At 49.2% G+C, this 21,571-nt stretch carries 19 protein-coding genes; 12 read left to right on the plus strand and 7 right to left on the minus strand.

Annotated features, from left to right (window positions below; translation table 11 throughout):
- Nucleotides 1-18 precede the first annotated feature (18 nt).
- Nucleotides 19-897, plus strand: a complete 879-nt coding sequence (locus ICL07_RS22975; RefSeq protein WP_188090385.1) for a class I SAM-dependent methyltransferase — start codon at nucleotides 19-21, stop codon at nucleotides 895-897.
- On the opposite strand, the gene ICL07_RS22980 is transcribed toward ICL07_RS22975, so the two are convergent.
- A complete protein-coding gene (locus tag ICL07_RS22980) occupies nucleotides 894-1,313 on the minus strand; it encodes a response regulator (RefSeq protein ID WP_188090386.1) in 420 nt (139 codons plus the stop codon). The two genes, ICL07_RS22975 and ICL07_RS22980, sit on opposite strands and share 4 nt — an antisense overlap.
- Before the next feature lie 181 nt (nucleotides 1,314-1,494).
- On the opposite strand from ICL07_RS22980, the gene ICL07_RS22985 reads away from it, so the two are divergent.
- Nucleotides 1,495-2,160 carry a DUF4136 domain-containing protein gene (locus tag ICL07_RS22985; RefSeq protein ID WP_188090387.1) on the plus strand — a complete coding sequence of 222 codons (666 nt, stop codon included), beginning with the start codon at nucleotides 1,495-1,497 and terminating at the stop codon, nucleotides 2,158-2,160.
- On the opposite strand, the gene ICL07_RS22990 is transcribed toward ICL07_RS22985, so the two are convergent.
- A complete protein-coding gene (locus tag ICL07_RS22990; protein ID WP_188090388.1) occupies nucleotides 2,157-2,597 on the minus strand; it encodes a nuclear transport factor 2 family protein in 441 nt (146 codons plus the stop codon). The two genes, ICL07_RS22985 and ICL07_RS22990, sit on opposite strands and share 4 nt — an antisense overlap.
- An 82-nt stretch (nucleotides 2,598-2,679) precedes the next feature.
- Here ICL07_RS22990 and ICL07_RS22995 point away from each other — a divergent pair, with 82 nt between their 5' ends.
- A complete protein-coding gene (locus ICL07_RS22995; protein ID WP_188090389.1) occupies nucleotides 2,680-2,904 on the plus strand; it encodes a DUF3820 family protein in 225 nt (74 codons plus the stop codon).
- A gap of 137 nt (nucleotides 2,905-3,041) precedes the next feature.
- Here the strand turns inward: ICL07_RS22995 and ICL07_RS23000 are convergent, their stop codons facing one another.
- Nucleotides 3,042-3,533, minus strand: coding sequence for a bactofilin family protein (locus ICL07_RS23000; protein ID WP_223152064.1), 492 nt, complete (start codon nucleotides 3,531-3,533; stop codon nucleotides 3,042-3,044).
- Between the two features lie 9 nt (nucleotides 3,534-3,542).
- Nucleotides 3,543-4,607: a ParM/StbA family protein gene (locus ICL07_RS23005; RefSeq protein WP_188090391.1), complete on the minus strand. Its 1,065-nt coding sequence runs from the start codon at nucleotides 4,605-4,607 to the stop codon at nucleotides 3,543-3,545.
- 247 nt (nucleotides 4,608-4,854) lie between these two features.
- Between ICL07_RS23005 and ICL07_RS23010 the strand changes: the two genes are divergently transcribed.
- Both ICL07_RS23010 and ICL07_RS23015 read left to right on the plus strand, forming a co-directional pair.
- Entirely contained in the window at nucleotides 4,855-5,220 is a 366-nt protein-coding gene (locus ICL07_RS23010) for a hypothetical protein (protein ID WP_188090392.1), read from the plus strand.
- Nucleotides 5,221-5,380: 160 nt separating this feature from the next.
- Nucleotides 5,381-7,234 (plus strand): M1 family metallopeptidase, encoded by a 1,854-nt coding sequence (locus tag ICL07_RS23015; protein ID WP_188090393.1) that lies wholly within the window; start codon nucleotides 5,381-5,383, stop codon nucleotides 7,232-7,234.
- A 58-nt stretch (nucleotides 7,235-7,292) separates the two neighbouring features.
- Here the strand turns inward: ICL07_RS23015 and ICL07_RS23020 are convergent, their stop codons facing one another.
- Complete coding sequence (locus tag ICL07_RS23020) at nucleotides 7,293-7,550, minus strand: acyl-CoA-binding protein (RefSeq protein ID WP_188090394.1); 258 nt, start codon at nucleotides 7,548-7,550, stop codon at nucleotides 7,293-7,295.
- Nucleotides 7,551-7,747: 197 nt separating this feature from the next.
- On the opposite strand from ICL07_RS23020, the gene lepA reads away from it, so the two are divergent.
- Both lepA and ICL07_RS23030 read left to right on the plus strand, forming a co-directional pair.
- Nucleotides 7,748-9,541, plus strand: coding sequence for a translation elongation factor 4 (gene lepA / locus ICL07_RS23025; protein ID WP_188090395.1), 1,794 nt, complete (start codon nucleotides 7,748-7,750; stop codon nucleotides 9,539-9,541).
- 147 nt (nucleotides 9,542-9,688) lie between these two features.
- A complete protein-coding gene (locus ICL07_RS23030; RefSeq protein ID WP_188090396.1) occupies nucleotides 9,689-12,109 on the plus strand; it encodes an AsmA family protein in 2,421 nt (806 codons plus the stop codon).
- Here the strand turns inward: ICL07_RS23030 and ICL07_RS23035 are convergent.
- Nucleotides 12,106-13,401, minus strand: coding sequence for an O-acetylhomoserine aminocarboxypropyltransferase/cysteine synthase family protein (locus tag ICL07_RS23035; protein ID WP_188090397.1), 1,296 nt, complete (start codon nucleotides 13,399-13,401; stop codon nucleotides 12,106-12,108). The genes ICL07_RS23030 and ICL07_RS23035 overlap by 4 nt on opposite strands.
- Nucleotides 13,402-13,546: 145 nt before the next feature.
- On the opposite strand from ICL07_RS23035, the gene ICL07_RS23040 reads away from it, so the two are divergent.
- The 4 genes from ICL07_RS23040 to ICL07_RS23055 are packed head-to-tail and all read left to right on the plus strand — an operon-like array spanning nucleotide 13,547 to nucleotide 19,576.
- Nucleotides 13,547-14,935 carry a 3' terminal RNA ribose 2'-O-methyltransferase Hen1 gene (locus ICL07_RS23040; RefSeq protein WP_188090398.1) on the plus strand — a complete coding sequence of 463 codons (1,389 nt, stop codon included), beginning with the start codon at nucleotides 13,547-13,549 and terminating at the stop codon, nucleotides 14,933-14,935.
- Nucleotides 14,932-16,011, plus strand: a complete 1,080-nt coding sequence (locus ICL07_RS23045; RefSeq protein ID WP_246485144.1) for a DNA polymerase beta superfamily protein — start codon at nucleotides 14,932-14,934, stop codon at nucleotides 16,009-16,011. The genes ICL07_RS23040 and ICL07_RS23045 overlap by 4 nt, the downstream gene beginning before the upstream one ends.
- A complete protein-coding gene (locus tag ICL07_RS23050; protein ID WP_188090399.1) occupies nucleotides 15,995-18,595 on the plus strand; it encodes a polynucleotide kinase-phosphatase in 2,601 nt (866 codons plus the stop codon). Before ICL07_RS23045 ends, ICL07_RS23050 begins: the two co-directional genes overlap by 17 nt.
- Before the next feature lie 30 nt (nucleotides 18,596-18,625).
- Complete coding sequence (locus tag ICL07_RS23055) at nucleotides 18,626-19,576, plus strand: NADP-dependent oxidoreductase (RefSeq protein ID WP_188090400.1); 951 nt, start codon at nucleotides 18,626-18,628, stop codon at nucleotides 19,574-19,576.
- Nucleotides 19,577-19,664: 88 nt separating this feature from the next.
- On the opposite strand, the gene manA is transcribed toward ICL07_RS23055, so the two are convergent.
- Nucleotides 19,665-20,873, minus strand: coding sequence for a mannose-6-phosphate isomerase, class I (gene manA / locus ICL07_RS23060; protein ID WP_223152065.1), 1,209 nt, complete (start codon nucleotides 20,871-20,873; stop codon nucleotides 19,665-19,667).
- Between the two features lie 198 nt (nucleotides 20,874-21,071).
- Between manA and ICL07_RS23065 the strand changes: the two genes are divergently transcribed.
- Nucleotides 21,072-21,419 (plus strand): YraN family protein, encoded by a 348-nt coding sequence (locus ICL07_RS23065; protein ID WP_188090401.1) that lies wholly within the window; start codon nucleotides 21,072-21,074, stop codon nucleotides 21,417-21,419.
- Nucleotides 21,420-21,571: the final 152 nt, after the last annotated feature.

Consider the following 21,571-nt stretch of genomic DNA (forward strand, 5'->3'; position numbering starts at 1 on the left):
TCTCCAAAAAGACACACTATGAAGGAATCTGCCTCGAGTAAAACGGCGCAGTATATGGCGTTATTCCGTGCAATGGAAACTACCCGTTCAGCATCCAAAAGACTTTTCGCTGATAAATATGCGCATCTTTTCCTGCCACCAGGATTAAAGGTCGCTGCCCGGCTCAGTCACCTGCGCGCGTTTCGTAAAATGGCAGAAAACATCATTCATAAACGTATCCCGGGCGCCTACAGTTCCGGTATTGCCCGCACCCGCCTGATAGATGAACTGCTGGAAGAGGCGGTCGGCAAAGGCGCCCGGCAGGTGATGATACTTGGCGCCGGCTTCGATACCCGTGGCCTGCGGTTGCCCTTCCTGCATGGTATGCCCGTCATCGAAATTGACCATCCCAACACCGCCAGGTATAAACTGTCCAAACTAAGGGCGCACCATATTCCCAAACATGTCCGCTATTACCAGATAGATTTTAACCGCCAGAGCCTCGATCAGCTGGGGGCGCAACATCATTTCGATTTTTCGCTGCCCACCGCATTTATCTGGGAAGGCGTCACCAACTACCTCACGGAAGAGGCCATCGACAGCACGTTTGCCTTCCTGCAACGTTTTGCTGCCGGTTCCCATGTCATCTTCACCTACGTCCACCAGGAAGTGCTGGATAACCCGGCCGCTTTTACAGGGGCAGAAAAATTACTGAAAGATGTGGCCGGCCTGGAGGAAAAATGGACGTTCGGATTCGACCCTGCGGCCCTGGCTGCCTATCTGCAGCGCTTTGGATTTACGCTCATCAAAGACCTGGGCGCCGACGAATACCGGGCACTCTACCTGAACGGACGGGAAAAAGAAGAAGGATACGAGTTTTACCGGGTAGCTTTTGCCCGGTTAACAGAAAACCGCTAATGTAAGGAGGTGGTGCCTTGCACCAGCACCAGCTGTAACAGCCTGCAAAGCTCATCAAACCGCGCCGGTTTGGTAATATAGTCCACCGCACCCATAGATCGGGCCGCGGAGATCTCCCGGGGTTCATCACTGGTACTGTAGATGATCACCGGGATATCTTTTAAATGATCAATGTCTTTAATCCGCTCCAGAAACACTATACCATTCATCAACGGCATATTCAGATCCAGAAAGATCAGATCTGGCCGGTACGCATGGGTACAAAGATTTTCCAGCGCCTCCTGGCCGTTGCCGGCTGTGAGGCATTTCACAGGATGATTCAACTCGGCCAGCGCCAGTTTGAAAAGCTCCTGGTCGTCTGCATCATCATCTACCAATAGCAGGGTTTTTAGTTCCCTTTGTTCTTTGTATTGCATAAAGCGGTCGCCAGGGTATAAATGTACGGTTAATTATCTGAATAAAAGGTGCTCAAAATACTATATAATTCATTCACGCTCACGGCTATATGCAGCAATTTAGCCTGAACTTTTTGACTTTGTGGGTGTTATCTAATCAGATGGCAAGCTGCTTCTCCCATGATCGTTTAAAAATTATTTTATGCATACACTATCTGTTTCCTTCGGCCGCCGTTTCGGGGCGTATATGGCCCTGCTGGCAATGACACTGTTGGCGGCTGCCTGCGGTACTACGGTGCATATGACCGGCACCTGGAAAGATCCGGAAGCCGGAACCGGTTATCACAATATTCTGGTGGCTGGCCTCAGCTCCAATGCCACCGCACGCGGCACCGTTGAAAATAAACTGGCGGCACAACTGCAGCAACACGGCGTGGTAGCCGGTAAAAGCACTGACCTGTTTCCGCCTAACTTCGATCCAAAGAAGGAAGAATCTGTAAAAAGCGCTTCCGGCAAAATTGAAGCTGCCGGCTATAAAGCGGTGTTAACGGTGAGTCTGGTCAACAAAGAATCTGAAACCCGCTATGTGCCGGGCACTATGTATGCGCCTTATCCTGCCTATGGCTGGTATGGCCGCTTCTGGGGCTATTACGGCTATATGTGGAATTCGGTATATTCTCCGGGATATTATACCACCGATAAAGTCTATTTCCTGGAAAGTAACCTGTATGACCTTACCAAAGACGGTAAACTGGTATGGTCCGGTCAGTCTGAAACCTACAACCCCAACAGCCTGGAATCGTTTGCGACTGCCTACGCTAAAAAGGTGACAGACGCGCTGGAAAAAAGCGGCCTGTTACAGCGTTAATAGACAGGCTCGTGATAGTAGGTCCGGTCCTGAATGATCTTTCCATTTTCAACGGTAAAAACCACGCAGATAGGGAGCCGCCATTTTTTGCCGCCCTCACCGGTGGCAGTGGACACAAACTCTACTGTAATGTGGTTTTTATCGCCATAAATTGTTTGTACGTCATCCTGAACATCGGGGAACTGGCGCTGTAGTTCCTGGTATTTTTTGACCATCTGCGCACGCGTGAGCGTCACCATGTCTGCCCCATGTTCCGGGTCCAGGAACCGGGCGGTGTCTGCATAACAGGCGGCCATCTTCGGCCAGTCATGGGCATTAAAAGCTTCAAACATGTCCTTTACGACCTGGACATGCGGATTAGCCAGGCTGATTTTTCCGCCGGGTTGTACACAGGCAGTCATGAGGGAAAAGGACAAAAGCGCACAGTACTTTTTCATAGCAGGATAATTTGATGCGAATCAAATCAAATTACGAAGAAGAACGATAAAAGCATAACTTGCCGCCTTTTATAATTTTTTTATGGAGATGAACCAACCCAACCCGGAAATACTGCAACAACTGGTAACCATGAAGATGCCCTTCGGGAAATATAAGGATGTGATCTTGTGTGATTTACCGGTGAGTTACCTGGAATGGTTCCAGCGTAACGGTTTCCCCCAGGGCAAACTGGGCATGATGCTGGAGACCATGCTGGTCATCAAGATGAATGGGCTCACCCATTTGTTGACCCCGTTGAAAAAATAGGAAAAATACAAGCTTATCATATGCAAGCTAAGATCGGTTAACCGGCCGGTTGAGCTGAATTGAAAAGAGGCTGCCCCGTTTCCGGGCAGCCTCTGCAAATAACGTTTAAGTATATACGTTGTTTAGTCAGGACATTGTTAAAACCAGCTGGTGGTTTGTTCTTCTTCATTGGCTGCGGGCGCAGCAGGTGCGGTTACAGCAGAAGCGGGGAGGGTATCTCCCGTCACCGGAGGATGAAATTCTGCCGCAGATGGTGTTTCCGTTTTTGGCACAGGCAGTACATTTTTACGGATGGCGCCTTCCACAACGGCGCCCTCTTCCAGCTCAAGGACAATGGCGTTTACGTCGCCTTTCACAAAGGCCTTATTGCTGATATGTGCTTTATTGCTGATATAGACGTCTCCATACACTTTTCCGTGTACAACGAGGTCGGCCGCGTAAATATGTCCTTTGATACTGGCGGTTTCGCTCACCACCAGCTTGCCGGTTGTTTTTACGTTGCCTTTTACGTTTCCGTCAATCCGTCCTGAAATCGTAGCATCGATGCTGCCGTTTACGGATACTTCTTTAGGGATACGAAATGCTCCCGGTACAATGATGTTTCGGAAAAAATGTCTCACACTTATCACACAATCAAATTAGAGGGTTATGGGATTATTTACGACTGGTTGATGCTCGTCATCGAACGTAGAAATAATAGAACTGGAGTTACCGAGGTCCAGACCTACACTCCTTTGTGGTTTGTTGTCAGATATCCGAAGACTGTTATAAAGATAACCAATACTCATGAGTTTTTCCGGATCGGGAGCTACTTCTACCGGAATAAAATCACGGAATTCTTCTACAAAGGCATCAGTTAACTCCTTATAGTAAGCGCCACCGCCCATCAGGTATATTTTTTCGCAGCTTTCAAAATCCAGGTCGGTGAAGTAACTGCGCATCAGCGGGGATACCACCTCCTTGTAATACTGTGTCAGCACCCCTTTACGCATTTCCCGCAGATCAATGCGTTTGCGGTTGGTAAAAATAGAGCCTTTCATGAAAGCATCATCTACCTGGTGCTCGTTTTTCATCTCCAGGTAATGTTTCTGGTTCAGTTCACGGGTCAGGTTGTTGATAGCATAACGAATGCCGTGGGAGCTGAAGCAGGTACGGTGTACCAGTCCGTCACCGGTGGCCATACCGCCTTCTATGGTACCAAAACCAAAGCTGATCGCGATGAAATTGTCCAGCTGAGGTTCGTTAATTGTCTTTTTCAGGCCAATGATACCGCCCACAATCTCAGGGATGACTTCATATTTTTCGATGTCGAACATCGCTTTTTTGAAAGACCCTTTGGTATTGTACGTTTGTGTATCATAGTCGATCAGGAAATGTCTTTTACTTAAAAACTGCTCTGCGGCGGTTTTATAAACATTATAGGTAGAGAAGGGAAAGCCCATGGTCAGCGCAATCGGCTGCTGTACTTTGTCGGCCGTATTGAGCAGGGCTGCTTTAAACAGGATTTCATAGTCTTCTTCAGTCGGCGCGGCGTTGGTAATCCTTCCCGGGTTAATTCCTCCTCGTTTGGCCAGGTTGCCTACCAGATACCAGGTTTCATCTTTTTTGATCTTCAAGCCGTTGAGCAGGTCTTTGCTTGAATTCTCCGTGTTCCCAAAGGCGGTCTCAAAAACGCTGGGGAAACTGGTTGTAGTTACTTTCATAGTGTGTTGTTGATAATAACGATTGTTTTCTCAATTTAGCCGGGATGAGGGTTTCATCTGTTACTAAACAGGGCTTAAATATATAAAATATTCATAAACAAGGGGATGACAATCACTGAATGTAAGTTAAATTTAATACAGCTCCCCGGAATTTCAAAATGCGGGTTCATACTAAATACAGGAGATTACCGTTTTGTAAATGTCTTTTTGTTCCCCTTACCTGGAGTCACTTTTTATCCGGTTTTTCATGCGATCCATGCAATATGCCTGGCTGCTATCAGGGCTGCTGTCGGCTTGTCACTCCTCCCAGAAAGTCTATACCGCTCCGGCTATGGGGGCGGAAGCGCAATTCGATAAAGGGTTGCGCCCTGAAAAACACCCTAAATACCTGTTCGATAAAAAGACCATGAAAGGCATGAAACGGGAAGGCATGGTCTCAGATTATACCAGTAAACGAAGAAATACGGCGCCTACTGCACCGGTAAAAAAATCGGGAAGCGCACCCGTCACCGCAGACTCGCTGGCGTATAAGATTGATAGCACAGGCGCCGCCGCACCCCATCCGGCAGATAGTATGCGTACACAGCCGGATTCCACACATGGAAATCAATAAAATTTAACGGAACATTATTTCCCCCAGTTCCCACGGCTTCAGCCGTGGACGGGTTTCGAAGGAGAAAATATCCATTCCTAAATCCGGGAACCTGAAAATCCCTATTTTTGAAAAACAAGCCCTTCTGTAGAGCCGTGTTTTTACGAACGATGATTGACGTATGATGACAAAGCGAATTCTCTTTTTACTGTTGCTGGCAGGATGGCAACAGGTTACAGCACAATCCCTGTTTATGCCGCGGAATATCCGTCAGGCTTATGATAAACAAACACGGAGCGAGAGCGGAGCACCGGGTTCCCGGTACTGGCAGAATAAAGCCAGCTACGATATACAGGTGAAATTTGAACCGGCTACAAACCTGGTGTCAGGCTCGGAAACGATCGTTTATACCAACAACAGTCCCGACACGCTGCGCCTGCTCAATTTTAAATTATTTGCCAATCTCTTCCAGCACGGCGCCATCCGTAACATGGTAGTTACTGCGGAAGACCTGCACAAAGGCGTGTCGATCAAAAATTTTAAAGTGGACGGTACGCCCCGCACCCTGTCCGCTGTTACAGGGACCAACATGCCGGTGAGCGTAGACGACCTGGCACCTGGTCAGCAGACACAGATCTCCCTCGACTTCTCCTATGTGCTGAACGAAAATACCCATATCCGTACCGGCTCGGTAGATACCGGCGCTTACTTTATCGCCTACTTCTTTCCCCGGATAGCTGTATACGATGATATCAACGGATGGGACATGCTTCCGTATAATGGCGTGACGGAGTTTTACAACGACTTCAGCGATTTTCAGGTAGCGATCACCGTGCCGGGCAATTACCAGGTATGGGCTACCGGAGACCTGAAAAACCGGCAGGAGGTATACACCGAACCTTACCTGCAGCGTATCGCCGACGCAGAAAAAAATGACGACATCATCGATATTATTGATACTACCGATATCCGCAAGGGGCATATCTCTCCCCGTAAAGCCTATAACACCTGGCGCTTTGACGCCGTTAATGTGGTGGACTTTGCCTTTGCCACCAGCAATCACTACTGCTGGAAAGCATCCAGCGTGGAAGTGGACCCCGTCACTAAACGCCGTACCCGTGTAGATGTGGCGTTTAATGCCAATCACCGGGATTATTTTGATGTAATCGGTTATGCACGGGCAACGGTGGACAAAATGAGCTACCGCTTCCCGAAATGGCCGTTCCCATACCCGCACATCACTGTATTCGACGGGCTGGATCAGATGGAGTATCCCATGATGGTAAACGATAATCCGGTGGCCAACAAGGCCTCAGCCATTGAACTGACTGACCACGAGATCATGCATACCATGTTCCCGTTTTATATGGGCACCAACGAAACCCAGTACGCCTGGATGGATGAAGGCTGGGCCACCATAGGGGAGTGGCTGATCTCTCCCATGATCGATTCCACGATCGTGGACAATTACGGCATGCCAAACTATAATGCCATCGCCGGCAGAATGCAGGACCTGCCCATCATGACGCCCTCCAATCAGCTCACAGATGCCTATATGACCAATTCATATCCGAAGCCGGCACTGGGATACCTGTATGTAAAAGATATGCTGGGAGATGACCTTTTCTTTAAGGCATTGCATCATTATATCCGCACCTGGAACGGGAAACATCCGCAGCCATACGATTTCTTCAACAGCATGAACACCGGCTCCGGTAAAAACATGAACTGGTTCTGGAAAAACTGGTTCTTTGACAACGGTTACCCTGACCTGGCCATCGAAAAAGTAAGCCGCAACGGGCAGCGCTGGGATATCACCATCCTGTCTAAAGGCACCAAACCAGTACCGGTAGATGTGACCGTGTTGTTTGAAGATCAGACTACGCTGAAACTGCATAAAAGCATCGAATGCTGGGAAAAGGGGAACAAGACCGTGACACTGGGGTTCACATCTCCCAAAAAAATCAGTAAAGTAATACTGGGCAGCACCTGGGTAGCGGATGCAGATCCGTCGGATAATGTGAAGGTGTTGTAGGAAAGCAAACAATATTCATATAAAAACCCAGGGCGAATAACCCTGGGTTTTCGATTTATCAGCCTTTAAGACGTTTTACCAAATCGATGTACTCCTGCATCGCCGCCTCTTTGGTTTTACCTTTCAACCCGGCCCAGGCTTCATATTTGGCCTTGGCCACAAAGTCAAACGGATTGGAAGGCGGATCGGTATCCACATCACCGGTGGAACCTTGCTTAAAAAGGCTGTATAATTGCAATAATATCTCGTTGGAGGGTTTCTCGGAGAGGGTTTTGCTTTCGGCAACAGCTTGCTCAAATTGTGCGGTCAGGTCCATATCATCAGGTTTTAGATCAAATAATGTCCCTCAGGGGGATTTATATCTAATATATGAAAAATTGACAATCCGCATATAGCATGTTTATCAAAACATAATCGCCCGAAACTGCTTCCAAATCAACTAATTTTAATACCTTTGCGGCCTGAAAAGGCTTAACGCGGCATTTTACCCGCCAGCAGCCAGTAAATCAACATATGAAGAATATTCGCAATTTTTGTATCATTGCCCATATTGACCACGGTAAGAGCACCCTGGCTGACCGATTATTGGAATTTACCAAAACCATCTCCGATAGAGACATGCAGGCCCAGGTATTGGACGACATGGACCTGGAAAGAGAGAAAGGCATTACCATTAAAAGTCATGCCATCCAAATGAACTACACCGCCAAAAACGGCGAAAAATATACTTTTAACCTGATCGATACCCCCGGTCACGTGGACTTTTCCTACGAAGTATCCCGTGCGCTGGCTGCCTGCGAAGGCGCCCTGCTGCTGGTAGATGCTGCCCAGGGTATCCAGGCGCAAACCATCTCCAACCTGTACCTGGCACTGGAGAACGACCTCGAAATTATCCCCGTTATCAACAAAATTGATATGCCGGGCGCGATGATCGAGGAAGTGAAAGACCAGATCATCGAACTGATTGGCGTAAAAGACGAAGATATACTGCTGGCATCCGGTAAAACCGGCATCGGTATCGAGGAAATCCTGGAGGCGATTGTAACCCGCATCCCCGGTCCAACCGGCAGCCTCGAAGCACCCACACAAGCCCTGATCTTCGATAGCGTGTTCAACTCCTTCCGTGGTATCATCGCCTATTTCCGCGTGTACAACGGTTCTATCAAAAAAGGCGATAAAATTAAATTCGTCAATACCGGCGAAGAATATGAAGCCGACGAAGTAGGTATCCTCAAACTGGGACTGGAGCCCCGTAAAGAGGTGTTTGCCGGCGACGTAGGTTATATCATCACCGGTATCAAAAGTGCGAAAGAAGTAAAAGTAGGCGATACCATCACCCTGGCTAACGCCCCCTGCCAGGAAGGCATTAAAGGTTTCCAGGAAGTAAAACCAATGGTATTTGCCGGTATCTTCCCGGTGGTGACCGAAGACTTTGAAGAGCTGCGCGAATGTATGGACAAACTCCAGCTCAACGACGCTTCCCTCACTTATGAACTGGAAACATCGCAGGCGCTGGGCTTCGGTTTCCGTTGTGGCTTCCTCGGTATGCTCCACATGGAAATCATCCAGGAACGCCTTGAAAGGGAATTCAACCAAACGGTAATCACTACCGTGCCCAACGTAGGTTTCATTGCCCATACCACCAGAGACGGTGTGGTAATCGTAAACAACCCGAGCGAAATGCCGGATCCTACTAAAATGGATAGGATCGAAGAACCTTTCATCCGCGCACAGATCATTACTAAACCGGAATATATCGGTAACATCATGACCCTCTGCCTGGGTAAACGTGGTATCCTGCTCAACCAGAGCTACCTGACCACTACCCGCGTGGAACTCATGTTTGAATTGCCACTCACGGAAATTGTATTTGACTTCTACGATAAACTGAAGAGCCAGACCCGCGGGTATGCCTCTTTCGACTATACGCCGATCGGTTTCCGCGATAGCGATATCGTGAAAATGGATATCCTGCTCAACGGTGATAAAGTGGATGCCCTTAGCGCCCTGATCCACCGCAGCAGAGCGCAGGACTTCGGCCGTAAACTGTGCGAAAAACTGAAAGACCTGCTGCCCCGTCAACAGTTCCTGATCGCCATTCAGGCAGCGGTAGGCGCTAAAATCCTCGCCCGCGAAAACATTAGTGCGATGCGTAAAGACGTTACCGCTAAATGTTATGGTGGTGACATTTCCCGTAAACGTAAATTACTGGAGAAACAGAAAGAAGGTAAAAAACGTATGCGCCAGATCGGTAACGTGGAAGTACCCCAGGAAGCCTTCCTGGCCGTACTTAAACTGGACGACTAAATTTGTAAATTTTAAAATTTATAAATTTTCATATTATAACAGCGAAGGTTCTACGGAGTCTTCGCTGTTTTTATTTTCCGTAAAACAGGAATTTTTCGTAAACTGTTTACGTGTTCGTATGTTATACCCTTTAAAAACATCCATTACATGCGTAAATGGCTCAAAGTTGTGCTGATTGCAGGAGGTAGCCTCATTGCCCTGATCATACTTATATCTGTCGGATTAGCCCTGTACATAAAAGTAAATAAAGCCGCTTTCCTGAAGCAGATCACCGATCAGCTGAATGATAATATCAACGGGGAAATATCCGTGGAGGACATGGAACCATCGCTGTTCCGGAGCTTTCCCAATATGTCCATCGCCCTGAAAAAAGTAGTGCTGCGCGACAGCCTGTGGCAACAACACCATCACCCGTTACTGGACCTGGACTATGTTTTCGTACGGGTGAATACGTTATCACTGTTACGCAAACACGCAGATATACAGGAAGTCGGCCTCGAAAAGGGTAATATCTACCTGTATACCGACAGTACCGGCTATACGAATACCTCGGTGCTGACCGGCAACAGGCCCGCCAAAAAGCGCAGCTCCCGCGACGCCAATATCCGCAGCATCGGCCTGTCCCATATTACCTTTACGATTGACAACCGGCAGAAGTTCAAACTTTTTGAACTGGACATACAGGAAATGGAAGGCCGGTTGAAAAGTACGGATTCCGGCATGCACCTGGATATGCGCTCCAACATCCTTGCCCGCAACTTTGCCTTTAATACCGCCAAAGGCAGTTACCTGAAAAACAAAACCCTGGGGCTGGATATGTCGGTGTTCTTTAACAAGATCACCAAACAGCTGATCATCCCGGAACAGCAAATGAAGATAGACCAGGTACCTGTGCAGATAGCAGGGGTATTTGATTTTTCACAAAAGCCACCGCCATTCCGGCTGAAGATCAATGCCAACCAGGTTACATTAAAAGATGCTTCCTCCTGGCTGCCGCCCAATATTTCCGGCAAACTAGCCACCATTAACCTTAGTGCGCCATTGGACGCAGAGGCTAACCTCGAAGGACATATGAAATTCAGGGATACGCCGCACGTGGTGGTGACCTGGAAAACCACTAAAAATACGCTGGTAACGGCGGTGGGCGAGTGGACGGATTGCAGTTTTACGGGTCGCTTTAATAATGAAGTGATACCCGGCGCCGGCCATAACGACGAAAACTCAGCCGTGACGCTCTTCGGTCTGCAGGCTTCCCTCGGTGAAGTGCCGCTGAAGGCAGATACCATCCGGGTGGTGAACCTGAAACAACCATTGCTGCGGGGGCATTTCCAGTCGCAGTTCCCGCTATCGCACCTGAACACGGCTGCCGAAGACGTCCCCATACTATTCAGCGCAGGTAAGGCTGCGGCTGATTTGTATTACACCGGGCCGGTATTGAAAAACGATAATACGCCTTCGGCGCTGGAAGGAACAGTACAAGTACAGCAGGGCGGCTTTACCTACCTGCCGCGTGATATCACCTTCCACGATTGCAGCGCCACGCTGCAATTTACCGGGCAGGACCTGCTGGTGCAGAACGTGCGCATACAAAGCCAGAAAAGTACCTTGCAAATGGAAGGTACTATCCGTAACATGCTGAACCTCTATTTCACCGCACCGGAAAAAATAGAACTGAATTGGAAAATCAGGAGCCCGTTGGTGGACCTCAATGAATTCAAAAGCTTCCTGACCGCCCGTCGTAAAGGGAAAAAAACTCCCCATAAAGCGGCGAGGGCCACAGCCGGCCGTGTAGGCAAACAGCTGGATGAAGTGCTGGCGGCCAGTAACGTAAAAATGGATGTGGCATTGGATAAAGTGGTGTTTGAACGGTTTACGGCGCAAAATGTAAAAGCACTGATTGCTATGACAGCATCTGATCTGCTGCTCAATAAGATGGCTTTCCAGCATGCCGGGGGAGCGGCCCAGGTGTCGGGTACCGTGCATCAGCAGGGTGTCAACAATACTTTTAAAGTAAACGCCAACGTTACCAATGTACATATTGCACAACTGTTTTACGCGTTTAATAACTTCGGCCTGGATGCCCTGCAATCCAATAACCTGCGGGGCATTGTATCTGCAAAGGCAGATATTAAAGGGAATGTGCTCGACAACGGAACACTCGCCAAACACTCGCTCTACGGCACGGTGAACTTTAACCTGCGCAACGGAGCCCTGTTGAATTTCGGCCCGCTGGAGGATATTGGCACCTTTCTGTTCCGCCGCCGCCGGCTGGATAGTATTACGTTTGAAAATCTTAGCAATACCTTGCAGATACAGGGAAACAAGATCAACATACCACCGATGAGAATAGCCTCCAGTGCGGTGAATATAGATGTGAACGGTGTATATGGCCTGGCCGGCGGTACCAATATTAACATGGATGTACCCTTGCGTAACCCCGCCAAAGATTCGGCGATTACCGATAAAGACGAGAAACGGCGCAGGAGCAGGAAAGGTATTATCCTGCATCTCCACGCCGTTTCCGGTAGTGACGGAAAAGTAAAGATCAAACTGGGCAAAGGCGATTAAGCGCCAAATGCCTGGCTGATATCTGCTTTAATGTCATCAATATGTTCCACGCCCAGGGATATACGTAATAAGCCTGGCTCTACACCGGCTGCCCGCTGTTCGGCTTCACTGAGCTGGGAGTGGGTAGTGGTGGCAGGATGAATGATCAGCGTTTTGCTGTCGCCCACATTGGCCAGGTGGTATATTAACTGTAACGCCTGTACGAATTTGTCTGCCGCTTCCTTGCCTCCTTTTATTTTGAAGCTCAATACGCCACCAAAGCCATTTTGCAGATATTTCAGCGCCTGCTGGTGGTACCTGTTTTCCGGTAAGCCCGGATAATTCACATATTCTACCTGTGGTTGCTGTTGCAGCCATTGTGCCAGTTGCAGGGCATTGTCTACGGTCCGTTGTACACGCAGAGAGAGACTTTCCAGTCCCTGCAGGAACAGAAATGCATTTTGTGGCGCCAGGGCAGGGCCCCAGCTGCGCAAACCGGCCACCCGGGCACGGATGATATAGGCAATGTTACCAAAAGGACTGTGGGAACCAAATACTTCCCAGAAGTTCATGCCATGGTAGGCTTCATCCGGCTCGCTGAATTGTTTGAACTTTCCATTGCCCCAGTTGTAGTTGCCGCCATCCACAATGATGCCGCCAATACTGGTGCCATGTCCGCCGATCCATTTAGTGGCCGCTTCTACCACTACGTTGGCGCCATGATCCAACGGACGGCAGAGATAACCACCTGCGCCGAAGGTATTGTCTACCACCAGCGGCAGATCATGCTTACGGGCGATGGCACTGAGTTTTTCAAAATCAGGAATGGCAAAGCCGGGGTTCCCGATAGTTTCTACATATAATGCTTTGGTATTTTCGTCAATCAGCTTTTCAAAGCTTTCCGGGTTATCAAGATCCGCGAAACGGGCTTCTACGCCTATTCTTTTGAAGCTCACCTTAAACTGGTTGTAGCTGCCGCCATAGAGGTAGGAGGAAGTCACAAAGTTATCACCCGGCAGCGTAATATTGTGCAGGGCAATGAACTGGGCCGCCTGTCCGGAGGCCACTGCCAGCGCGCCTACACCGCCTTCCAGGGCAGCCACCCTCTTCTCAAACACGTCTGTAGTGGGATTCATGATGCGCGTGTAAATGTTCCCGAACTGTTTCAGTTCAAACAATTCAGCCGCATGTTCCGCACTGTCGAAAGTGTAGGAGGTTGTCTGGTAAATAGGTACTGCAGCGGATTTGGTGGTTGGATCGGGGCTATACCCGGCATGTACCTGCAGGGTCTCAAAATGTAACTTCCTGGACATAATCTGGTGTTTAATGTTTAGGTAGAAAAATAAACTAGTCTACAAATATAGTAGACTAAATTAGATTTCCAAATGATCTGTCCCCGGGAACCAAAATAATCTGTTATCTTCGGAGGATATTTTGACGATTGTTTTTTGTGAACCTATGTTATTGACGATTACAACTACCCGTTACCCCGCCACAGACCTTGGCTATTTACTGCACAAACATCCGGCTAAGTTGCATACCTTTCCTTTGACAGCCGGTGAAGTACATGTTTTTTACCCGGAAGCTACGGAAGAGCGGTGTACCGCAGCATTGCTGCTGGACCTCGACCCGGTGCGGCTTACCCGCAAAAGTGCTGCGGGAGGCAACGATTTTGCCCTGGAACAATACGTAAACGACCGGCCTTACGTAGCCTCGTCCTTTATGAGCGCAGCCCTTTCCCAGGCCTATTCTTCGGCCATGAATGCCCGCTGTAAGGATAAACCGGAACTGGTAGAGCTGCCTTTACCCCTGGAAGTTAACCTGTCCGTACTGCCGGTCAACGGTGGCGAAACGCTGCTGCGCACCTTATTTGAACCACTCGGTTATGAAGTAAGCGTACAGTCCTTCCCGTTAGATACCCAATATCAGGAATGGGGACAAAGCCGTTATTACCAGGTAGCCCTGAAAAATACACTGCCGCTTTGGATGCTGTTATCGCAGCTATATGTGCTGATACCCGTGTGTGATAATGATAAACACTATTTCATCGGTAACCATGAAATTGAAAAACTCATGGAGAAAGGGCGCGGCTGGCTCGACAACCATCCGGCTAAAGAACTGATTGTACGCCGTTATATGAAGCACCTGGGACCGCTTACCCGGCAAGCGCTCGGGCTGATTATGAGAGAAGAAGCGGAGCCGGAAGTAAACGATGAGATTCCCGTGCCAGTGGAAAAAATCCGCCTGCACGACCTGCGCCTGCAAACAGTGCGGGACCTGCTGCTGGAACACCAGGTGACCTCCGTGGCGGACCTGGGTTGTGGCGAAGGTAAACTGCTCCGCCTCCTGATGAACAAACCGGTCTTCACCCGTATCCTGGGCATGGACGTGAGTTACCGCGCGCTGGAGATCGCACGCGATAAACTGAAACTGGAACGCCTCTCTGAACGCCAGCAACAACGACTGACACTGATACAAGGCTCTTTATTGTATAAAGATAAACGTCTGTCAGGTTTCGAAGCGGCCACACTGGTAGAGGTAATCGAACACCTGGACCCGCCGCGCCTGGCCATTTTGGAGAAAGTAGTATTTGAATACGCCCGCCCGTCTATGGTGATTGTCACCACCGTGAACGCAGAGTTTAATATTAAATATGAAAGCCTCACGCCCGGCGCTTTCCGGCACAACGACCACCGCTTCGAGTGGACACGACCGGAATTTGAAGCATGGGCTACTACCATAGCCGATCGTTTTGGTTATACTGTTACCTTCCGGCCGCTGGGCGAATGGGACGATGCCGTAGGCGCACCCAGCCAGCTGGCCCTGTTTATAATTGCAGCTGCATGATGACATATACAACTTTAAAAGAACACCGGGAATACCTGCTGCTGGAATGTATCAGCGGAAGTAAGGCTTATAACCTGCACGTACCAACGTCGGACACCGACCTGAAAGGCGTGTTTATCCTGCCACAGGCAGAAGTATATGGTATGAGCTTCACCGATCAGGTGGCCAATGAAAGCAACGATGAAGTATACTTTGAAATAAAACGTTTCCTGGAACTGCTGGAGAAAAACAATCCCAACATCCTGGAACTGTTGAGTACGCGGAAAGAAAGTCTGTTGTTCCGTCACCCGCTGATGGACCTGATCAAAGCGGAAGATTTCCTGTCACGCTTATGCATGGATACTTTCGCCGGATACGCTCAAACACAGATCAAAAGAGCGCGTGGCCTCAACAAAAAGATTAACCAGTCATTTTCGGAAACACGAAAAGACATCCTCGAGTTTTGTTACGTGGTGCAGGGCAGCCAGAGCGTACCGCTCAAACAATGGCTGGCGGCTAATCAGCTGCAGCAGGAAGACTGCGGCATTTCTAAGATAGATCATTTCCGCGATGCCTATGCCTTGTTTCACCGCTACCAGTTTCCGCGGCCGGTAAGCCTGAAAGGACTGGTGTCCGGTGAACAGGCCAATGATGTGCAGTTGAGCGCTATTCCCAAAGGCGTAGAACCGGTGGCGGTCATGCATTTTAACAAGGACGGCTACACGGTGTATTGTAAAGAGTTTGCTTCCTACTGGGAATGGGTGGAGCATCGGAACGAAGCCCGTTATCAGCATAACCAGCAACTGGGCGCAGACTACGACAGCAAACACATGATGCATACCTTCCGGTTATTGACCATGGCAGAAGAGATAGCCCTTTACCGCGAAGTAAGGGTGTTCCGGGAAGACCGGGATTTCCTGCTGCGCATCCGCAACGGGGAATTTACCTACGACACGCTGTTGCAGATGGCCACCGAAAAATTAACGAACATACAGGAACTGTATGCAAAATCAAGCCTGCCGGAACGCCCGGACCCGGCTTTGGCGCAGCAGCTCTTAATTAAGATCAGAGAAGAGTTTTATGGCAAGAAGAAATAATTTGTCTCATATATCCATTCCGGAATTGTCGCTGGTATTGCTGGTAGGCCCGTCAGGCGCCGGCAAATCCACCTTTGCCCGGAAATATTTTAAACCTACGGAGATCATCTCTTCCGATGTATGCCGTGGTTTGATCAGCGATGATGAAAATAATCAGATCGTATCCGCAGATGCTTTTGAAGTGGCGCGTATGATCGCGGCTAAACGGCTCAAACATGGTTTACTTACCGTGATCGACGCTACCAACGTACAACCGGAGAGCCGTAAGGACTGGATAAAGCTGGCCCGTGAGTACCATGTACTGCCGGTAGCCATTGTATTGAATTTACCGGAAGACGTGTGCAGTAAGCGAAACGCCGTTCGCCCTGACCGTAACTTCGGTAAACACGTCATTCCGCAGCAGATCAGTCAGCTGAAACGTAACCTGCGTCACCTCAAGGAAGAAGGCTTTCGCCACATTTATGAAATGCGTTCGGAAGAAGAGGTGAGCGCACTGGAAACTATTACCCGTACGCCTTTATACAACAATAAAAAGGATGAACACGGGCCGTTCGATATTATCGGCGATGTACATGGTTGTTATGACGAACTGTGTACACTCCTGGAAAAACTGGGCTACGGCATAGACCGGGAACATGCGGAACTAATCAGCGCACCGCATACAACTAACGAAGACGGATATACGAGAGTGCGGAAGCCTTTGTTCGTCGGCGACCTGGTAGACAGAGGACCGGCTTCTCCGCAGGTATTACGCCTGGTGATGAATATGGTCAGCAATGGTACTGGCCTTTGTGTACCCGGCAACCACGACGCCAAGTTGCTGAAATGGCTCAACGGCAAACAGGTACAACTGAAACACGGATTGGAAAAAACCGTGGAGCAGCTGGGAGCAGAGCCGCCGGAATTCCTGGAAGCGCTGAAAACCTTCCTCGATGGCCTGATCAGTCACTATGTACTGGACGACGGTAAATTGGTGGTCGCCCACGCTGGCCTCAAGGAAAGCATGCAGGGCCGTGGCTCCGGTGCTGTACGGGAGTTCTGTATGTATGGTGAAACTACCGGGGAAATTGACGAATTCGGTTTGCCGGTACGTTATAACTGGGCGCAGGAATACAAAGGCAAAGCCATGGTGGTGTATGGGCATACGCCGGTACCCGAAGCGCAGTGGCTGAACCGTACCATTGATATTGATACAGGCTGTGTTTTCGGTGGTAAACTAACCGCTATGCGTTACCCGGAACGGGAACTCATATCCGTTCCTGCATTGGAACAGTACGCAGTGCCGGCCCGTCCCATCGGCTACAACGCCAGTAGCAGCCTGAGTATCCAGCAACAATACGATGGCGTGCTCGACATTGCTGATTTTATCGGCAAAAAGTTGGTTGATACCCGCTTCAGCCATACCATTACCATACGGGAGGAGAATAGTATTGCGGCACTGGAAGTGATGAGCCGTTTTGCCATCAATCCCCGCTGGATGATTTATCTGCCGCCAACGATGTCGCCGGTAGAAACGGCGACCCTGCCGGGATTACTGGAACATCCAACGGGTGGACTGCAGTATTTCCGCGAGGCTGGCGTGGAGAAAGTGGTGTGTGAAGAAAAACACATGGGCTCCAGGGCAATCGTAGTGGTATGCAAAGATGAAGCGGCAGCCCTGCAACGTTTTGGGGTGGATGGAGAAGGTATTGGTGTGGTATATACCCGCACCGGCCGTAGTTTCTTTACCGACAAAACATTGGAGCAGGCTTTCCTGGCCCGTGTGAATGCGGCACTGGAGGCATCCGGATTTTATACCGATTTCGAAACGGACTGGGTATGCCTGGATTGTGAGCTGATGCCATGGAGCGCTAAAGCGCAGGCATTGCTGCAACAACAATATGCAGCCGTAGGCACCGCAGCGGGACAGGCATTGCCGGTGGTGAATGCGGCGCTGGAACAGGCAGTTCTCAACAATGTTCCTGCTCAGCTGTTATTGGAGAAGTACCGCAGCCGCCAGGAGCAGGTGACGGACTATATTGCCGCTTACCGGCAGTATTGCTGGCCGGTCAACAAGCTGGAAGACTACAAGCTGGCGCCTTTCCATATCATGGCCACCGAAGGCAAAACCTATTTCGATAAAGACCATGAATGGCATATGAGCACTATCCGGAAAGTATGTGAAGCTGATCCGGCCTTGTTGCTGGCTACGTCTTACCGGGTAGTAACTATCGGTAATGAAGAAAGCGAGCAGTCGGCGATTGACTGGTGGGAAAAGCTCACCGCAGCGGGAGGAGAAGGTATGGTGATAAAACCGTACACCTTCCTTTCCAAAGATGCCCGCGGATTAATACAGCCGGCCGTAAAAGTACGGGGCAAAAATTATCTTCGTATTATTTATGGTCCGGAATATGATGCGCCGGAGAACCTGGCCCGTCTGCGCTCAAGAGGCCTGGGAACCAAACGCTCACTGGCTTTGCGGGAGTTTGCATTGGGACTGGAAGGATTGGAAAGATTCGTGGGAAAGGAGCCACTGCAAATGGTGCATCAGTGCGTTTTTGGTATCTTAGCGCTCGAAAGTGAGCCGGTAGACCCCCGGTTGTAAAAGTTACTATTACATCAAACAAAGAAGCATATGAAAGCCATTGCCGTATCTGAATTTAAAGGGATTCCTACCCTGATGGATTTGCCCAAACCCGCCATAAGACCAGGCGCTGTATTAATTAAAGTACAGGCTGCCGGCATCAACCCGTTCGACTGGAAGATGATAGACGGTATTATGAACAACGGAAAAACGCCGCATCAGTTCCCCCTGATCATGGGTGTTGACGGCGCCGGTATCATCGATGAGGTAGGAGAAGGGGTAACCCGCTTTAAAAAAGGTGACCTGGTATATGGACAGTTCATTCATATGCCTATCGGCGAAGGTTCTTATGCTGAATATGCTATTGTGCCGGAGAAATCCGGTCTTACGATGGCGCCCATGCGGATAAGCCCCGAAGAAGCGGCTGCAGTGCCTACTTCAGGGATGACCGCCCTGCAGATGATTGACAAACTCAAACTGAAAAAAGGCGATGTCATCCTGATTAACGGCGCTACCGGCGGCGTGGGGTCTTTCGCTACGCAGATAGCTGCCGCCAAAGGGCTGAAAGTGCTGGCCACTGTAGGAGATGATGCCGCAGCCAAACGTATGCATCACCTGGGCGCTGCTGTCACCATCAACTATAAGAAGGCCCCGGTTTTTGACCAGGTGAAGGCGAAGTACCCACAGGGTATCGACGGGCTTATTGACCTTGTCAGCAATAAAGAGGACTTTCATCACAACCTGGACCTGTTAAAGGAAGGTGGCGGCGCATTCACCACGGTGTTCGTGGCCGATGAAGAGGGCATGAAAGCGAGAAACCTGCACGGCGGCAATTTTGAAACAGAAGGCGGTCCGCAGGCGCTGGATCAGCTGTCCCGGCTGATAGACCAGGGACAGATCAAAGTGCCGGTAGAGAACCGTATTAAGCTGGAAGATGTACCCGGCGCGATTGAGGCCAGCCGGAATGGAAAGGCTACCGGGAAGACCGTTATTGTATTTTGAAATTTGACTATTTAATTATTTAAAAATTTAGGGAGCTGTTTATAATAAGCAGCTCCCTAAATTTTTAAATAACTAAATAGTCAAATACCTAAATTTTCACCGGAACCGTTGCCTTGAATATTTCTACGCTGTCAGTCGTAGTGATCTCATAGCTTTCGCCATAGGCAGCCAGTATACATTGTCCTTTATGGAGAGACAATGTATCAGAACCTTTGGCAGTAGCGCTGCCGTTCATGACGATCATGATTTCAGCGGCTTTAGCAGTGTATTGATAGGCTTGTCCTGCTTTCAGATCGATTTTGCTGACCACAAAATCAGGCGCCGGTGTAGGATAGATTTTTTCCAGTCCGCCGGAGATACTATCACCCTGGAGCACGTTCGGATGTACTGCCTCAAAGCGTGTATGTTTCAGCAGTTCAGGTACGTCCACATGTTTGGGGGTAAGACCGCCGCGCAGCACATTGTCTGAATTGGCCATCAGCTCTACGTTCTGGCCTTCCAGGTAGGCGTGCGGGATGCCGGCGTCCTGGAACACGGCTTGTCCGGGTTGTACATGAACGATGTTAAAGAAATAGATAGAGAAGATACCTCTGTCGATAACGTCCGCACTGTTGGGATCGTTGAGTACCGCGCGGGCAGCCCAGAATCCCGGATCAGACTTAGGCAGTTTACCGGCTCTGTAGTCCGGTATCAGGCGGTCGGTGAGCGGACGGAGAATGATGTTTACCAGTCCCTGTGGCATTTCCATCACACTTTTGTAGAGACCGAAATAACCTTCTTTTTCGTATATACCTACCAGTGAGGTGAACTCCGCTACGTCCTGTAATACTTCCTTGAGTTTATCTTCCGGCAGGAAACCATGCAGCAGCCAGAATTCGCTGAGGGCCACCATGATTTCCGGTTTGTGGTTGGCATCTTTATAATTACGGTTTGGTGCATTGAGCGGGATACCTGCTGCATTTTCACGGGCGAAGCCTTTCTCTGCTTCTTCTTTGGTTGGATGCACCTGGATAGAGAGCATGTCTTTTACATCCAGTATTTTAAACAGGTAGGGCAGTTCCTGGAACTGTTGCCATACCTGAGGACCGACGATGCCTGCCGGATCTTGTTGTATCAGCTCATTCATAGGCACCGGACCATTGCTGGTCGTGATGGTGGACGGTGCACTGGGATGTGCGCCCATCCAGTATTCTGCACTGGGTTTTTCCGATGGGGTTATTCCCAGCAAAGAAGGGATGTAGGTAGCACCACCCCAGGCATAATGCTGAATTTTTCCATCCAGTCTGAATAATTTCATAAAGACGATTTACGGGTTTATGTTTAATGCATTTTCAGGCCACTCCGCCGCGGCGGAAGCTACAATCAGCGTGCACTGATAACGCACTGCAAATTACCGTCAAATTATTCAGATTATTAAACGCCGGAGTGCTAAATAGTTGAAATGCAATAGGAAAATATCCCTATCTTTCCGGTGTTTGTTAAACCATTTCTCCTGATGAACAAGCTGGAAACGGGCCGGGAAGGTGAACGTATCGCACGGGAATATGTGCAGCGCAGTTGTCGTATCCGTCATACCAACTGGAAATACGGCAGAAAGGAAATTGATATCATCGCCGAAAAAGGCCAAACCATTTATTTTATTGAGGTCAAAACCCGCAACAGTAATCGTTTTGGCTGGCCGGAAGAGGCGGTGGACGCCGCCAAGCAGGAACATATACAATCGGTGGCGGAGGCTTATCTGTGGCAGTTTAAATTATATCCGGAGGCCATCCGGTTTGATATTATTGCTATCACCTTTACTGACGATGGGCACGAATTAATGCATCTGCGGGATGTATTTTAAATATTTACATCGATTGCAGAAAATGAAAGAGCCGATGGACGTGTCGTTTCGCGCTGGGCATGTTTTAGCAACGTATTACGTTAACTAATACTTAACAAAATAAACACTTATAATCTATGTTTAATAAAAGATATTTTTATATCTTTGCCCTG

The sequence above is a fragment of the Chitinophaga qingshengii genome, from assembly GCF_014529935.1.
In the GTDB taxonomy this organism is placed as follows: domain Bacteria; phylum Bacteroidota; class Bacteroidia; order Chitinophagales; family Chitinophagaceae; genus Chitinophaga; species Chitinophaga qingshengii.

Bases quoted from the DNA above. Each gene is read 5' to 3' on its own strand.
- ICL07_RS22975 (WP_188090385.1), top strand. From the start codon at position 19: ATGAAGGAATCTGCCTCGAGTAAAACGGCGCAGTATATGGCGTTATTC.
- ICL07_RS22980 (WP_188090386.1), bottom strand. From the start codon at position 1,313: ATGCAATACAAAGAACAAAGGGAACTAAAAACCCTGCTATTGGTAGAT.
- ICL07_RS22985 (WP_188090387.1), top strand. From the start codon at position 1,495: ATGCATACACTATCTGTTTCCTTCGGCCGCCGTTTCGGGGCGTATATG.
- ICL07_RS22990 (WP_188090388.1), bottom strand. From the start codon at position 2,597: ATGAAAAAGTACTGTGCGCTTTTGTCCTTTTCCCTCATGACTGCCTGT.
- ICL07_RS22995 (WP_188090389.1), top strand. From the start codon at position 2,680: ATGGAGATGAACCAACCCAACCCGGAAATACTGCAACAACTGGTAACC.
- ICL07_RS23005 (WP_188090391.1), bottom strand. From the start codon at position 4,607: ATGAAAGTAACTACAACCAGTTTCCCCAGCGTTTTTGAGACCGCCTTT.
- ICL07_RS23010 (WP_188090392.1), top strand. From the start codon at position 4,855: ATGCGATCCATGCAATATGCCTGGCTGCTATCAGGGCTGCTGTCGGCT.
- ICL07_RS23015 (WP_188090393.1), top strand. From the start codon at position 5,381: ATGATGACAAAGCGAATTCTCTTTTTACTGTTGCTGGCAGGATGGCAA.
- ICL07_RS23020 (WP_188090394.1), bottom strand. From the start codon at position 7,550: ATGGACCTGACCGCACAATTTGAGCAAGCTGTTGCCGAAAGCAAAACC.
- lepA (WP_188090395.1), top strand. From the start codon at position 7,748: ATGAAGAATATTCGCAATTTTTGTATCATTGCCCATATTGACCACGGT.
- ICL07_RS23030 (WP_188090396.1), top strand. From the start codon at position 9,689: ATGCGTAAATGGCTCAAAGTTGTGCTGATTGCAGGAGGTAGCCTCATT.
- ICL07_RS23035 (WP_188090397.1), bottom strand. From the start codon at position 13,401: ATGTCCAGGAAGTTACATTTTGAGACCCTGCAGGTACATGCCGGGTAT.
- ICL07_RS23040 (WP_188090398.1), top strand. From the start codon at position 13,547: ATGTTATTGACGATTACAACTACCCGTTACCCCGCCACAGACCTTGGC.
- ICL07_RS23045 (WP_246485144.1), top strand. From the start codon at position 14,932: ATGATGACATATACAACTTTAAAAGAACACCGGGAATACCTGCTGCTG.
- ICL07_RS23050 (WP_188090399.1), top strand. From the start codon at position 15,995: ATGGCAAGAAGAAATAATTTGTCTCATATATCCATTCCGGAATTGTCG.
- ICL07_RS23055 (WP_188090400.1), top strand. From the start codon at position 18,626: ATGAAAGCCATTGCCGTATCTGAATTTAAAGGGATTCCTACCCTGATG.
- manA (WP_223152065.1), bottom strand. From the start codon at position 20,873: ATGAAATTATTCAGACTGGATGGAAAAATTCAGCATTATGCCTGGGGT.
- ICL07_RS23065 (WP_188090401.1), top strand. From the start codon at position 21,072: ATGAACAAGCTGGAAACGGGCCGGGAAGGTGAACGTATCGCACGGGAA.